This window comes from Verrucomicrobiia bacterium, assembly GCA_035765895.1.
Taxonomy (GTDB): Bacteria; Verrucomicrobiota; Verrucomicrobiia; order Limisphaerales; family DSYF01; genus DSYF01.
Genome location: DASTWL010000087.1, coordinates 1 through 14,122, shown reverse-complemented (window position 1 = coordinate 14,122; position 14,122 = coordinate 1). Strand labels below are relative to the sequence as shown.

The 14,122-nt window shown below is 61.7% G+C and carries 15 protein-coding genes; 5 read left to right on the top strand and 10 right to left on the bottom strand.

Annotated features, from left to right (window positions below):
• Positions 1-5: 5 nt before the first annotated feature.
• Positions 6-1,427, bottom strand: a complete 1,422-nt coding sequence (locus VFV96_16805; protein HEU5072066.1) for an NAD-dependent succinate-semialdehyde dehydrogenase — start codon at positions 1,425-1,427, stop codon at positions 6-8.
• A 165-nt stretch (positions 1,428-1,592) separates the two neighbouring features.
• On the opposite strand from VFV96_16805, the gene VFV96_16800 reads away from it, so the two are divergent.
• The gene (locus VFV96_16800) at positions 1,593-2,273 is read left to right on the top strand and encodes a bifunctional 4-hydroxy-2-oxoglutarate aldolase/2-dehydro-3-deoxy-phosphogluconate aldolase (GenBank protein ID HEU5072065.1); all 681 of its coding nucleotides are present in this window, start codon (positions 1,593-1,595) and stop codon (positions 2,271-2,273) included.
• Positions 2,274-2,278: 5 nt separating this feature from the next.
• Positions 2,279-2,902: a hypothetical protein gene (locus VFV96_16795; protein ID HEU5072064.1), complete on the top strand. Its 624-nt coding sequence runs from the start codon at positions 2,279-2,281 to the stop codon at positions 2,900-2,902.
• On the opposite strand, the gene lipA is transcribed toward VFV96_16795, so the two are convergent.
• The 9 genes from lipA to VFV96_16750 form a co-directional block, all read right to left on the bottom strand.
• A complete protein-coding gene (gene lipA, locus VFV96_16790) occupies positions 2,858-3,787 on the bottom strand; it encodes a lipoyl synthase (GenBank protein ID HEU5072063.1) in 930 nt (309 codons plus the stop codon). The two genes, VFV96_16795 and lipA, sit on opposite strands and share 45 nt — an antisense overlap.
• Positions 3,774-4,037: a glutaredoxin family protein gene (locus tag VFV96_16785; protein HEU5072062.1), complete on the bottom strand. Its 264-nt coding sequence runs from the start codon at positions 4,035-4,037 to the stop codon at positions 3,774-3,776. The genes lipA and VFV96_16785 overlap by 14 nt, the downstream gene beginning before the upstream one ends.
• A gap of 78 nt (positions 4,038-4,115) precedes the next feature.
• Positions 4,116-4,502 (bottom strand): glycine cleavage system protein GcvH, encoded by a 387-nt coding sequence (gcvH, locus tag VFV96_16780; GenBank protein ID HEU5072061.1) that lies wholly within the window; start codon positions 4,500-4,502, stop codon positions 4,116-4,118.
• A gap of 36 nt (positions 4,503-4,538) precedes the next feature.
• On the bottom strand, positions 4,539-5,645 hold the full coding sequence (gene gcvT / locus VFV96_16775) for a glycine cleavage system aminomethyltransferase GcvT (protein ID HEU5072060.1): 1,107 nt from the start codon (positions 5,643-5,645) through the stop codon (positions 4,539-4,541).
• Between the two features lie 91 nt (positions 5,646-5,736).
• Positions 5,737-6,453, bottom strand: coding sequence for an FAD-binding oxidoreductase (locus VFV96_16770; GenBank protein ID HEU5072059.1), 717 nt, complete (start codon positions 6,451-6,453; stop codon positions 5,737-5,739).
• A 5-nt stretch (positions 6,454-6,458) separates the two neighbouring features.
• Positions 6,459-7,277 carry a ParA family protein gene (locus tag VFV96_16765; protein ID HEU5072058.1) on the bottom strand — a complete coding sequence of 273 codons (819 nt, stop codon included), beginning with the start codon at positions 7,275-7,277 and terminating at the stop codon, positions 6,459-6,461.
• Positions 7,278-7,338: 61 nt separating this feature from the next.
• Positions 7,339-8,511 (bottom strand): ATP-binding protein, encoded by a 1,173-nt coding sequence (locus tag VFV96_16760; GenBank protein HEU5072057.1) that lies wholly within the window; start codon positions 8,509-8,511, stop codon positions 7,339-7,341.
• 89 nt (positions 8,512-8,600) lie between these two features.
• Entirely contained in the window at positions 8,601-9,302 is a 702-nt protein-coding gene (locus tag VFV96_16755; protein HEU5072056.1) for a response regulator transcription factor, read from the bottom strand.
• Between the two features lie 78 nt (positions 9,303-9,380).
• A complete protein-coding gene (locus VFV96_16750) occupies positions 9,381-11,387 on the bottom strand; it encodes a PHP domain-containing protein (GenBank protein ID HEU5072055.1) in 2,007 nt (668 codons plus the stop codon).
• A 204-nt stretch (positions 11,388-11,591) separates the two neighbouring features.
• On the opposite strand from VFV96_16750, the gene VFV96_16745 reads away from it, so the two are divergent.
• From VFV96_16745 to VFV96_16735, 3 genes are all read left to right on the top strand, one after another.
• Positions 11,592-13,334 (top strand): RHS repeat-associated core domain-containing protein, encoded by a 1,743-nt coding sequence (locus tag VFV96_16745; protein HEU5072054.1) that lies wholly within the window; start codon positions 11,592-11,594, stop codon positions 13,332-13,334.
• 8 nt (positions 13,335-13,342) lie between these two features.
• Entirely contained in the window at positions 13,343-13,843 is a 501-nt protein-coding gene (locus VFV96_16740) for a hypothetical protein (GenBank protein HEU5072053.1), read from the top strand.
• A 172-nt stretch (positions 13,844-14,015) separates the two neighbouring features.
• A partial coding sequence (locus VFV96_16735) for a transposase (GenBank protein ID HEU5072052.1) occupies positions 14,016-14,122 on the top strand: 107 nt, incomplete at its 3' end.

Here is a 14,122-nt window from a genome sequence, read left to right as displayed (position 1 = left end):
CAGGCTCAGAGCCCGATGGAAATGTGTTTCGTTTCCAGAAACGCGTCGAGCCCCTCGCTGCCGAGTTCGCGGCCCCAGCCGCTCTGCTTCAGGCCGCCAAACGGCGCGTGGCTGGTGGTGGGCAGTCCGTCGTTGATGGCAATGATGCCGGCTTCGAGCGCCTCCATGAGGCGAAACGACCGTGCGAGGTCGCGGGTAAACACATACGCCGCCAGGCCGGCCGGGTTGTGATTCGCCAGCCGGATGCCCTCCTCCTCGTGGTCGAACACACAGACGGGTGCGATGGGCGCGAACGTTTCTTCGAGCATGCACAGGCTGCCGCGGGGAACTTCCGCCAGCACCGTGGGCGCAAAAAAGTTTCCCGGCCCTTCCTGCGCATAGCCGCCACAGCGCACCGTTGCCCCGCCGCGCAGTGCGTCTTCCACCTGTTCAGCCGCGCGCGCCACCGCGACCTGATTGATCAGCGGGCCAACGTCCACGTTTGGGTCGAGTCCGTTGCCCGTTTTCATGGCAAGCACCCGTTCCACCAGGGTTTGCACAAAGGCCTCGTAGAGGCCGCGCTGCACATAAATGCGGTTGGCGGCGATGCACGACTGGCCCGAGTTCCGGAACTTGGCCAGCACCACGCCATCCACGGCCTGGTAAAGATCGGCATCGTCGAACACCAGCACCGGGGCCTGGCCGCCGAGTTCCAGGAGCAGCGGTTTCACCGTGGGTGCGGCCCAGGCAATCAACTGCCGCCCCACGTTCGTGGAGCCGGTGAACGTGATCTTCCGGCAGCGCGGGTTTTCCGCAAATTCCCGGGCCACGTCTTCCGCCGGGGCCATGACCAGTTGAAAGACCGACGGGACGGGTTTGGCCGCATCGATGCATTCGGCGAGCAACACGGCCGTCATGGGCGTGAGTTCGGACGGCTTCAAAACCACCGGACAACCCGCCGCCAGGGCGGCCGCGATTTTGCGGACGGGCAGCATGAGCGGGAAGTTCCAGGGCGTCACCGCGCCCACCACCCCGACGGGTGATTTGATCACCAGGTGCCGTTTGCCATCGAGCATGGCCGGCAGGAACCGGCCGTAGGCGCGGGGCGCTTCCTCGGCAAACCAGTGCAAATGCGCCAGCGCCATGGCCACTTCACCGAGGCTTTGCGTGAGCGGTTTGCCGCTTTCCAGGGTGATCACGCGCGCCAGCTCCGTCCGGCGGCGTTCGAGTTCCGCGGCAATCCGGCGCAGCAGCTCGCTCCGGCTCCTGGCAGTGACCGTGCGCCAGACGGCGAAGGCCTCCTCGGCATCGGCCAGGGCTTGGGCCACGCGCTCGCGAGTGAGCAGCGACATGCGAGCGAGCGGCTCCCCGTTCGCGGGATTGCAAACCGGAAACGTCTCCTCCGTGCAAACGAAATCGCCGTTCAAATAAACGGGACAGGTTTTCATGGGTGCTGGCCGGCTCAACATAACAGGCCCGGCGATGAATTCACGCAAAAGGTCGGTGAAATCGGCCGGCCACCGCGCAAATAGGCTTGCGCTGAACCGCCGCCCTCTCTTTGCTGGCGGCGCGTCAAAACAAGCGGTCTGCCGCAGTGCAGCCGGCTCATCATCATGCGAAGCAAAGCCCAAATTCTCGAGGAACTGACCCATCCGGGAGTCATTGCCGTAGTGCGCGCACCCAAGGCGGAACTCGTGCTGCCTTTGTCCGAAGCCCTGCTGGCCGGCGGCGTCAATGCCATCGAGATCACCATGACCACCCCGAATGCCATCGCGGCCATCCGCACCGCCGCCGCAAAACTCGGCGAACGCGCCCTGATCGGCGTGGGCACGATTCTCAAGCCGGCCGATTGTCAGGCGGCGCTCGATGCGGGCGCGCAGTTTGTGGTCACACCCATCTGCCGGACGGAACTGGTCGCGCTCACGCATCATGCCGGCCGGCCGATCATGCTGGGCGCCTACACGCCCACGGAAGCCCAACTGGCGCATGAAGCCGGCGCCGACCTGATCAAGATTTTCCCGGCCGACAACCTCGGGCCCGGTTACATCAAAGCCCTGCGGGCGCCGCTGCCGCATCTGAAAATCGTGCCCACCGGTGGTGTGGACCTGAACACGATTGGCGGCTTTTTCCAGGCCGGATGTCCGGCCGTGGGCGTGGGCGGATCGCTCGTCTCTTCCAAGCTGCTCCAAGCCGAAGACTGGTCAGGCCTGACCCGCCTCGCCGTGCAATTTGTGGCCGCGGCGAACCAAGCCCGCTCTGCCCAGCCAATGCGAACCCAAGCGCCGGCAAACTAAATCACATGAACGCCTCCGAGTTCACCGTGCGCCGGGCCACCGTGGAAGATTTGCCCGCGCTGACGACGCTGTGGCAATCCATGAACCTCCCGATCAACGGGCTGGACCGGCGCCTGACTGAATTCCAGGTGGCCGTGGATGCGGCGGGCAAGCTGGTGGGCGCCGTTGGGTTTCAAGTGGCCGGCAAGCAGGCGTTGCTGCACAGCGAGGGCTTCACCGATTTCGGCGTCGCCGATGTCGTGCGTCCGCTGCTCTGGGAACGACTGCAAACGGTGGCGGCCAATCACGGAACCGTCCGCGTCTGGACCCGGGAAAGCGCGCCGTTCTGGAAGCAGAACATTTTCACCCGCGCCGCGGCGGAGACGTTGACCAAGCTGCCGCCCGTCTGGGCCGAATCCGCCGGCGAGTGGTTTTGCATCAAGCTGCGCGAGGACGTGGAGGAGGTGCTGTCGCTCGACAAGGAATTTGCGCTGTTCGCCGAGACGGAACGGGAACGTTCGCGCTCCACGTTGCAACAGGCCCGCGTGCTGAAAACCATCGCCACCATTGTGGCCGTCATCCTGGCCATCGTGGTGCTGGCGGGCTCAATCTACGCCCTGCGCCACAACTTCCCGCAACCCGGACGCTGACGCAGCGGAGAATTCATCCGCGTGGTAGGAGCTGCGGACCATCGGCCCGCTTGCCACGTGCAGAAACCCCAGCGCCCGCGCCTGCTCGCCCAGCTTGTCGAATTGCGCCGGCGGAACGAACTCGACGACGGGCCGCTGCTCCAGCGTCGGCTGCAAATACTGGCCGAGCGTGAGAATGTCGCAGCCGACGTCCCTCAGGTCGCGCATGGCCGTGAGCACTTCGGCTTCGGTTTCACCCAAGCCGAGCATCATGCCGGATTTCGTGTGCAGACGCCCGCCCGCCTGCTCCTTCACTTTGCGCAGCACGCTCAAGGAGCGGTCATACGTCGCGCGATGGCGCACCGAGGGCGTCAATCGGCGGACGGTTTCCAGATTATGATTGAAGATGTCCGGCGGCGCGGCGAGCACATTGTCAATCGCCGCGTCGCTGTCTTGAAAATCGGGCGTCAGGATTTCGATGACGATGCCGGGATTCCGCGCCCGGATGGCTTCAATGGTCTGACGAAAATGGGCGGCGCCGCCGTCGGCCAGATCATCCCGCGCCACCGCCGTGACAACGACATGCCGCAGGCCGAGGCGTCGGGTGGCTTCGGCCACCCGCAACGGCTCCTCGGGATCGAGGTCGAGCGGCTTGGCGGCGGCGATGGAGCAGAAGCTGCAGGCGCGCGTGCAGCGGTCACCGGCAATCATGAACGTGGCGGTTTTTTTGCTCCAGCACTCCCAGTGGTTCGGGCACTTGGCGCTTTCGCAAACGGTGTGCAGGCGAAATTCCGACAGCAGCGCCCGGGTTTGCTCGAAGGCCGAGGAGGCCGGCAGTTTGAGGCGCAGCCATTCCGGCAGGCGCGGACGTGGTTTCGACGGGGTGACAGGACTAGTTGCGGCCATTCTCTTGCTCCAAACGCTCCCAAAATTCAGCCAGTTGCTCCGGACCGAAATCCGCCAGAACGCGACCGTCAACTTCGATCACCGGAACGATTTCCCCGCCGCTCAACCGGACCATTTCCGCCATCGCGATTTCGTCCGTGGTCACGTCAATGGCGGTGTAGTCCGCCTGGTGCTCGTTGAGCCAGCGCATGGCCTTGTGACACCAGCCGCAATAGGGCTTGATAAACAATCTGACGCGCTTGGGTTTCACGTCAAACAGTGGCGCACCGGCAGGTGAAAAGCAAACCCGCCCGGCCGGCCGGGCCGATGAAATGACCGCCGCGTCCATTCAATGGCCGCTGATCTGGGTTGAGTATTCTTCGGGCGTCATCAGGCCCGCCACTTCCGCCGGGGCCGACAGCCTGACCTTGAAGAACCAGCCTTCGCCGAACGGCGCCTGATTCACCAGCGCCGGATTGTCCGCCAGTGCGGTGTTGGCTTCGATGACTTCGCCGGAAACCGGGGTGTAAATGTCGCTCGCCGTCTTCACGGATTCGACGACGGCCGCCGGTTCGCCGGCCTTGAGCGTTTTGCCCACGGTCGGCACTTCGCAGAAGACGATGTCCGTCAATTCTTGTTGCGCGTGGTCGGTGATGCCCACCGTGGCCACGTCGCCGGCAACCCGCACCCATTCGTGCGATTTCGTGTATTTCAAGTCAGCAGGAACATTCGACATAACAGGGCTCCATTCAGGGGTGGCAGAGGTTCGAGGTCAAACAGCTTTTCGGTAAATCGGTTTGGGCACCACCATCGCGGGAAAACACTGGCCGCGGATTTCAATCTGAAGGGGCGTTTCCGGCCGGGCCAGGGCGGGCGGCACGTAGCCCAGGCCAATGCCGATCCCGAGCGAAGGGCTTTGCGTGCCGCTGACGACTTCACCGACTTTGGCCGCATCCGGTCCGGCACTGAAAATCGCGTAGTGCGGCCGCGGCGGCGCGGATTTGCCGGTCATTTTGAAGGCGACGCAGCGCTTCGTGACGCCGTTGGCCTTTTGCCCGGCGAGCACGGAACGGCCCGTGAATTCGCCTTTGTCGAGCGCCACGAAAAAGCCGAGTCCGGCTTCAATCGGCGTGGTGTCCTCGTTCAATTCGTGACCGTAAAGCGGGTAGCAAACTTCGGTGCGCAGGGTGTCGCGTGCGCCCAGCCCGCACGGCTTGGCGCCCGCCGCCAGCAGGGCGTTCCAGATGGCCGTGATCTGCGCGGCCGGTGCGATGATTTCAAAACCGTCCTCGCCCGTGTAGCCGGTGCATCCGACCCAGACACTGGTGCCGTTGAACCGGAACGAGCCAATCTGGTTTTTCTTCAACGTGCTCGGCTGCCCGCCGGCAAAGCAGGGATCGATCAGCCCGCGCGCGCGCGGGCCCTGCAAGGCGACGGCGGCCATTTCGTCGGAGGCATTGAGCAGCGTCACCGCGTCCTTTTGCGGAAACGCGGCCAGCCGTTGTTCGAGCCACGCCACGTCGTCGGGAATGCGGGCGGCATTGATGATGAGGAGAAACTCGGCCGGCGCGAGCCGGTAGCAATACAGGTCGTCCACCACGCCGCCGCGTTCGTTGCACATCAAGGTGTATTGACCCGTGCCCGGCGTCAGTTTGCGCACGTCGTTGGTCAGGGTGGCGTTCAGGAAGGCTTCCGCCGCCGCGCCGCGGACGAACACCTCGCCCATGTGGGAAATATCAAACAAGCCGGCCGCCTGGCGCACCGCTTGATGTTCCTCCACGATGCTCGTGTATTGGACGGGCATTTCCCATCCGCCGAATTCAACCAGCCGGCCGCCCAACTGCTGGTGCGCTGCAAATAGTGGTGTGCGTTTCAACATGGCCCGTCAACAATAAGCATTCTGCGCCGCGAACAAATACCGAAATCGGGGGGTATAATTGCCAAGGCCCGCATTTGCCATCAGCGGACGGCTAGCCCCATTTCTCCGTCTTCATCTGTTCCTTGGCGGCGCCGAGTTCGGTCAGGATAATCTTTTCCACCGACTCCACCATGACCGTCGGGCCGCACGCGTAAAACACGGTGTTGGGCAAATCGGCCACTTGCTCCTTGATCCACGCGGCATCGACCCGCCCGCGCCGGCCGGGCCACGGATCTTCCGGCGCCAGCCGGGTGCAGGTGACGGTGAATTTCACGTGCGGATTGGCATCCTCGAGCTGGAGGAATTCGTTCTTGAAAATGATGTCCGCCGGCGTGCGCACGCTGTAAAGAATCGTGATGGGCGTTTCCAGTTTCCGCCACGTGGCTTCGCGCGCGAACCCGCGAAACGGCGTGACGCCCGAACCGCCGGCAATGCACACCAGCCGTTTGCCCGGCTCGAACACGGGCAGAAACTTGCCCGCCGGCTCCAGCACGCCGAAGCGGTCACCGATTTTGGCCCAATCCACGATGCGGGTGCCCATCTTGCCCTCGCGCTTGACGGCGATTTCGTAATAGCCCCGGTTCAGCGCGCAGGAGCAAACCGAGTAAGCCCGGCGATACGACGGCGCGTCCGGCCAGAACAGGGTGATGAACTGCCCGGTCTTGAAGTCGGGCGCGAAGTTGTCCGGCCATTTCAAACGCAACACCTTCACGTCCTCCAGTTCCATGAAGGCGTCTTCGACCAGCATTTCGACGGCTTGTCGCGGCATGGTGGTTAAGTAACCGGGGCGGGCTCGACGACCGCATCCGGCACGGGCGCGCCGGTCAGCCGGGCCAACACTTCCTGGGCCAGCACCTCGTAAGCCGCGGCGCTGGCGCTGTATTTGTCGTAATGAATGATCGGCTTGCCAAAGCTGGGCGCCTCGGCCAGCCGCGTGCTGCGCGGGATCTGCGTCTCGAAAACCTTGTCCCCGAAATGCTGCCGCACCTCGCCGACGACCTGCTGGGCCAGCTTGGTGCGGCCGTCATACATCGTCATCAGCACGCCAAAAATTTCCAGCCGTGGATTCACCCCCGCCTCGTGCAACTGGTTGATGAGCCGGTGCAGCATCGAAATGCCCTCCAGCGAATAATACTCGCATTGCAGGGGCACGATCAGGCTGTCCGCCGCGGCAAACGCATTCAACGTCAGCATGCCGAGCGAAGGCGGACAATCCATGATCACCAGGTCGAAGCGATCCGCCGTCAGCACCGGTTGCAGCGCCGTGGCCACGCGCAACAGGTGGTTTTCCGCCCGGGCCAGCTCCAAATCCGCCCCGCACAAATCAAGTTCGCTCGGAATCACCTCCAACCGTTCATACGCGGTGGGTTTGATCTTGTCGAGCAACGTGCCCTCCCCCAGCAAAGGCCGGTAGGCGCTGCCGCCCTCGGATTTTTCCAGCCCGACTCCGCTCGTGGCGTTGGCCTGGGGATCGAGGTCGAAGAGCAGGATGCGCTTGCCCGCCGCGGCGAGACAGGCCGCCAGATTCACGGCGGTGGTGGTCTTCCCCACCCCACCCTTCTGGTTGGCCACGGCAATGACTTTGGTCGGCACGCGGAGAGTTAACGGAATGCCCGCGCCGGATTCAAGGTTTTCACAGACCCCGCGGCGGCGTTCAGGATTGCGGCAGGGAAAAATAAAACCGGCTGCCGCGGCCCGGCTCGCTCTCGACCCACACCTTGCCGCCGTGGCTTTGGATGATGTGCTTCACAATCGAAAGCCCGAGGCCGGTGCCGCCCTGTTCCCGCGAACGCGCCTTGTCCAGGCGGTAAAACCGCTCAAAAATGCGCTCCCGGGCGTCCTCCGGAATCCCCGGTCCGTCGTCGGCCACGCACACTTCAAGGCGCCCCGCCTCCGCCACGCGGGCTTTGATCGCGACCACACCGGCGGAACGTCCGTATTTGATGGCATTGTCCACCAGATTGCTGAGCACCTGCTGCAATCGGTCCGGGTCCGCCTGCGCCGTGAGTTCGGGCACTTCGTTGACCAGCGTCACGCCCCGCGCCGAGGCCCGCGGTTTGAAGTCCTCGCACAGTTTGCCCACCAACGGCAGCAGCGGCACCGCCTTCACCTGCAGCCGAATCCGGCCGGATTCGAGTTCGGAAATGGTCAGCAAATCCTCGATCAACAGCTTCAGCCGCTCGGCGTTGCGGTCGATCGTTTGCAGGAATTTCACGGCCACCTCGGGATTATCCTTCGCGCCGTCGAGCAGGGTTTCGGTGTAACCCTTGATGAGGGAGAGCGGCGTGCGCAACTCGTGACTGACGTTGGCCACGAACTCCTCGCGGTTGCGCTCGAGCTTTTTGAGACGCGTCAGATCATGAAAGACCACCACGGTTCCCTGCGCCCGGCCGTGTTCGTCAAACACCGCCGCCGCGTTCACCTCCAGCCAGCGTTCCTGCAGGCCGGCAAGGCGCAGTTCCCGGCCCTGCGCCGGCTGTCCGGCGCTCAGCCCCTCGACCAGCCCCGCCACATCGTGCATGCGCGTGGCTTCGATCAGGGTTTTGCCTTTCAAACTGTCCGCCGAGCCGAACAACCGGCCGAACTGCCGGTTGGCAAGTTGGATGCGCCCCTCGTCATCCAGCAGCACGACGCCCTCCACCATGCTGTTGAAGACGGCGGCCTGCTGGGCCTGCGCCTTGTGTTCCGCCTCACGCAGATGGACACGCTGGGATTCCACCTCGGTGCGCAGTTGCAGCTGCACCTCGTGCGCCTGCCGGCGCCAAAACAAATTCAGCCCGATCAGAACGGCGATGGCTGCCAGGGCGATGATGAGGGCGGGCCACACGGCGGGTAAAGCGATGCAGGGGTTAAATCCATTAAATGAGCTGCCTGGGCCGGCGCGGCAGCCAGGTGCGCCGCGCGCATGTGCCAGACTCATTCTTCAATGAACCGATAGCCGACCCCGCGGATGGTGTCGAGGTATTTGGCGGCGGGGCCGATCTTCTCCCGCAACCGGCGCATGTGGGTATCCACCGTGCGCGTGTCGATCAGACTCTCATAGCCCCAGACATCCCGCAGCAGGGTGTCGCGCGACTGCACGCGTCCCCGGCGTTGGGCCAGCGTGCTCAGGAGTTTGAACTCGGTCGCCGTCAGATCGATTTCCTTGCCCTTCCACAACACTGCGTGGCGCGGGATGTCGATGGTCAGGTCACCGCACACAATTTTTTCCTTCACGACCTCGGCCTTTTTGCCGCGCTCCAGGAGCTTCTTGACGCGCAGCACGAGTTCGCGCGGGCTGAACGGCTTCACAACATAATCATCCGCGCCCAGTTCAAGCCCGAGCACACGGTCCACTTCCGACGCCTTGGCGGTGAGCATGATGATGGGAATGCTGCTGGTGGCCGGATCACGTCGCAGCAGCTTGCACACTTCCATGCCGTCAATCTCCGGCATCATCACGTCGAGGATGACGAGATTGGGCTGGATGCGCCGGGCCTTGTTCAGCGCCTCCGCGCCATCGCCCGCCGTGGCGACCTCATAGCCGGCACCCTTCAGATTGAACTCCACCAGCTCAACCGCCTCCGGCTCATCATCGACGACGAGAATTTTCTGTTTCACGCGCCTTCTGGATAGCATGCAACCAAAGGACACTCAATGACGGTCAAGCGACGGCTAAGTGACAATTTAGTGACAACACTCCCGGCAGCTTTCGGCTCAGCGCGCCACCTGCGCTGCGGTCAGCGGGAAGTTCACCAGCCCTTCGGCCGCCGAATGGCCAACCGCTTCAACCGCCGGGCGCCGCAGATCGGCGCCGCTCAAACCATCGCGATACAGCGTGATGGCGATGTGCTCGTTGGTGCGGACGCACTGCTTGATGGCTTCCGGATCCTTCTCGCAATGCAGCACGGTTTTCCAGGAGTAAATGTGCTTGGGCTTGTGGAAATCGCTGTTGGCGATGAACGCCAGCCGCTTGAGTCCGATGGGCGTGAAAATGTTGTTCCGATTGGCGATTTCCCACGCGTCGATGATGGGTGCGAAGACTTCCTGGTTTTCCCACAGGTAGAGCGTGTTCTTGCCCCACTCGCTTTTCATCACGTGCGGGTGCGCCGCGACGGACAGGCCGCCCTGACTGTGCGTCTGCGCAATGATCTCCACGAAGTCCAAGGCCGGATCAATCGGCGCCTTCAAATCGATGCCCAACAGATGACCGGACGTTTTCCGCGTCCAGCCTTCCTTGTTGAACTCCAGCCCCGCCATCACGAGCAGGTCATATTTCCGCCAGGCCCGGCGCCACTCGCGCTCAATGACGTCGAAATACTCGTCCAACTGGTTCCACGCGAGCGTCAGGTTGGTCAGCTCGCTGAATTTGCCAATCAACCGGCGCGGATCGGCGATGTGGTCCGTGATGCAGATGCAATCGAAACCACGTTTGCCGTAGAAATCGATCACTTCGGGCAGGGCGAGCTTGCCGTCGGAATAGTTCGTGTGAATGTGAAAGTCGCAGAGCAACGCGCCCGCCGCGCCGCCGCCCACAATGGCCGGCGCGGGCGCGGGCGGAACTCCCGGCGGCTTCGCCGTCTCAAACAATTTGATCTTCCGCGGCGCGTCCGATCCCCGCTCGCACTCATTCAGGACGAGTTCGGCAATACGCAGCGCCGCATCCGGCCGGCTGACGCGTTGGAGTTTGTTCCGCCATTCCTGCCAAAGCCCGCCCTGCTTTGCAAATGCCTCCGCCACGCACGCCACCACCGCCTTGCGCTTGACTGCAATCATGCCGACGCCCAGGGATTCGATCAGCGTGGCGTTGCCCTCCTCCTGGCCGGGGATGACTTGGTTCACGATCATCGGACACCGGGCGGCGAGCGCCTCCTGCACGATCGCGCCGCCGGCCTTGCCGATGAGCAGATGATGCGTCATAAGCAGGCGCGGCATCTGGTTGGTCCACCCGATCACCTTCACGCGGTCGCCGTGCGCGCGGGTGCGCTCGGTCAGTCTGGCCTTCAGGGCGGCATCGCGCCCCACGGTGATGGTCAGGTCGAGATGCTCCAGCTCCAACAATTCATCCACCACGCGCCCGCACTTCTTTTTCCCCGTGTTGATGAGGTAAAGCACTTTGCGGCGCTCCCCTTTACCGGGCGGCACCGGCGCCGCCGGCCGGTCCAGCGCGAACTGCGGACTGACGGGAAACCCAAGCGGCAGGACACGCGCCGGCTCGATCCCGCCGGCAACGACGACCCGGGCCGTGGGCTCGTTGGCGACAATGAACAGATCGCTGTGGGCGCGATACCACGCCGAACACACCGAGATGGAATCCGTCACGACCGTGATGAAACGGAACGGACGTTCCGCGTGGTCCTTGTAAATGTCCTCGATGAGATGCGCGTAAACCGGATACGTCGAGACCACGCAATCGGGCTCCGTGTCGTGGAGCACGGCGGCGAGTCGTTCGCGCAGCCGGCCCATGCCATTGACCTGCTGGCGGAACAGGGTGGGATTGTCGAACACTTGAAACACGCCGGCCCAGACGGTCGGAGCGTATTGCACAATGCCGAGATAGGCGCGCTTGGCGAGGGCGTTCAACGCCCCGTAGGACGACTCGAAGAGGTCGAGCACTTCGACCTTCACGTCATCGGCCGTGAGTTCGAGGGCTTCACGCAGGTTGCGGGCCGCGGCATTGTGGCCGTCGCCAAACCCCGCGGTCAGGATGAGAATGCGTTTCATGGCTGGCCTTCCGCCGTCAACCTGACCCGGCCGGGTTACAGTCCGGTGTCGGACGGGTGAAATGTTATTCACATTACGCACGCGCAGCCGCAGCGGCTCCAAGCCGGCACATCCACCAATCTGTGAACATCTGATTGGCGAGCACGAGTCCACCGCACCCTCGCAACTTCGGGTTGCGTCCGGACGGAAATGCCCGTTAACTCCTTGAACCGCCGGAACGACGTCGAAGCCCCCGTTGGCGTAGCGGTGGTGGCCAGTGCGGCCCATCAGCTCGATGCGCTCAATCAACGCGAGCGCGGGACGGAAGCGGACGGCTCCTACTGGCTCTACGAGTATGACAGCCTGGGGCAGGTGACCTCCGGCAAGAAATACTGGAGCGACGGCACACCGGTGGCGGGGCAGCAGTTTGAATACAGCTTTGACGACATCGGGAACCGGAAGCAGACTAGAACGGGTGGCGACCAAAACGGCCAGAATCTGCAAACGAACAACTACACCGTGACCCTGCTCAATCAATACACCAACCGGACTGTGGCCGGGGTCGTGGATGTAATGGGCGTGGCGCTCGTGACCAATTCAGTGACGGTCAATAGCCAGACGCCCTATCGCCGGGGCGAGTATTTCCGGAAGGAACTCGGGGTGGCAAATACCAGTGCGCCAGTCTGGGAAGCAGTGACTGTTTCCTCGGGTGGCAGCAACGTGACCGGGAACGTGTTCGTGCCACAAACACCCGAGGTGTTCAGTCACGATGCGGATGGCAATCTGACCCAGGACGGGCGCTGGACTTACACCTGGGATGCGGAAAACCGGCTGGTTTCAATGGAGAGCGACGCGGCGGCGCCGACAGCCTCCAAGTTCCGGCTGGATTTTGCCTACGACGTGCAAGGGCGGCGGATACAGAAGATTGTCTCGACCAACGACGGCACGGGCTACGTGGGCGAATACACCAATCGCTTTGTCTATGATGGCTGGAATCTGCTGGCCACCCTTGATCCACAATCCTCGCTGCTGGCCTCGTTTGCGTGGGGAGAGGACTTGAGCGGGACAATGCAAGGTGCGGGAGGCGTGGGGGGGCTTTTATGGATGAACGATGCTGCAAACGGTTCGACGCACTTTGCCGCCTATGACGGAAATGGGAACGTGGTGGCATTGGTGAAGGCGAGCGATGGAATCGTGAGTGCGCAATACGAGTATGGCCCCTTCGGTGAAGTGCTGCGGGCTACTGGCCCCATGGCCAAGGCCAATCCCTTCCGGTTCTCCACCAAGTATCAGGATGATGAATCCGACCTGCTCTACTACGGCTATCGCTACTACAACCCCAGCACCGGCAGGTGGCCAAACAGGGATCCCATCGAAGAACAAGGCGGGATGAATTTAAATGAATTTGTTGGCAATTGCCCCATTACGCGGATTGACCAACTTGGAACCTGTGCGTGTGAGCCTCTATCCCTAGCAATTATTCCAGTCGGATGGGTCGCACAGGACGGAGCTAACAGTGCTGGAAACTACTTCGAGTTTCATATTGCTGTGACATACGATATGAAAAAGCCAGATTCTGCCAAGTGCTGCAAGCTCATTCAGTGGATGGCTGGACATCTAACGCTATCTGGTCCAAACGGAGACTTTATTCCATACCCATCAACGAGCCAAGGAGTTCCGTTAGATGGCCGGTGGCATATTGATACTGCAAATTACCCCAAAAACGGCGGTGGAGATGACAGATGCAAGTCAACACCAAGCGGCGATAGTTATGATCGTGCTACGGATTTTCCTGGAATTCCATCACCATCGCCACAGTGGAACGGCTGGAGAATAAATTACAGTATGAGTATTAAGGTAGAAATCGTCGATAAGTGTAAACCGGGATGCCCAGTTGTCAAAACGTCGAACCAACTGGATATAACAATAAGTGGAACACTCCCGAACCAACTAAAGAAAACCCCCTAGAATAGGCTATGAACCGCGCACTCAACACTTTTACTGTTTTTGCTGCCTGTTTGGTTGGGGGATGTGCTTGCTCAACTGGAAACAGGAATGTCCCAAGAGGTTCGGTAGAAAGCCAACCATCGATTGAATTAGTCTGTTCTCGAGCTGCAGGTGTTTACGATGAACAAAGAGGCTTGATCGATCTGAATCTAGACGTGGCCTTTCGATCGAATTTGAGCCGGGAAATCATAATTTATGACAGGCCCTTAGCGCTAATCGCCGAGCCAATTGGCCCTGATATTGTCGCGGTTCCCGTTGTGATTAACATGACAGTCTCCCCACCAAACGGACAGGTTGCAGTGGTGGGAAAATCTTGGAGCAAAGTCTCGTTTCGAATGCCGAACTGGGGATTTTTAAATAGAAGAAGAGCGAATGGGATAGCGGACCTTAAGGTGAAAGTTTGGTATTCTGCGGATGGCGAATACTCGAATACAAACGAAGTTACTGTAGCTCTTTCTAAGCATCATTAAGCCGGTGACCTGACCCCGAAGGCTGGATGACCTGACCCCAAAGGCTGGACACATCAAAAGTAGAGTTCTGCCATTCGGATAAATGTTGGTGACACATTGTTCCAGAATGGCCGCCGTAAAGGGGTCAGAGATGACTAGTGACGTGTTTTGGTTGGTGTGAGACGGTTGCGGGGTGCCGCGCAAGTTGCGCATCGAATACGCGGGGGCGATTTACCATGTGATGAATCGTGGGGATCGTCGTGAGGCCATCTTCCTGGAGGATGCGGACCGGGTGTTGTT

Coding starts and splice junctions, on each gene's coding strand:
- VFV96_16805 (HEU5072066.1), bottom strand. CDS start 1,427: ATGAAAACCTGTCCCGTTTATTTGAACGGCGATTTCGTTTGCACGGAG.
- VFV96_16800 (HEU5072065.1), top strand. CDS start 1,593: ATGCGAAGCAAAGCCCAAATTCTCGAGGAACTGACCCATCCGGGAGTC.
- VFV96_16795 (HEU5072064.1), top strand. CDS start 2,279: ATGAACGCCTCCGAGTTCACCGTGCGCCGGGCCACCGTGGAAGATTTG.
- lipA (HEU5072063.1), bottom strand. CDS start 3,787: ATGGCCGCAACTAGTCCTGTCACCCCGTCGAAACCACGTCCGCGCCTG.
- gcvH (HEU5072061.1), bottom strand. CDS start 4,502: ATGTCGAATGTTCCTGCTGACTTGAAATACACGAAATCGCACGAATGG.
- gcvT (HEU5072060.1), bottom strand. CDS start 5,645: ATGTTGAAACGCACACCACTATTTGCAGCGCACCAGCAGTTGGGCGGC.
- VFV96_16770 (HEU5072059.1), bottom strand. CDS start 6,453: ATGCCGCGACAAGCCGTCGAAATGCTGGTCGAAGACGCCTTCATGGAA.
- VFV96_16755 (HEU5072056.1), bottom strand. CDS start 9,302: ATGCTATCCAGAAGGCGCGTGAAACAGAAAATTCTCGTCGTCGATGAT.
- VFV96_16750 (HEU5072055.1), bottom strand. CDS start 11,387: ATGAAACGCATTCTCATCCTGACCGCGGGGTTTGGCGACGGCCACAAT.
- VFV96_16740 (HEU5072053.1), top strand. CDS start 13,343: ATGAACCGCGCACTCAACACTTTTACTGTTTTTGCTGCCTGTTTGGTT.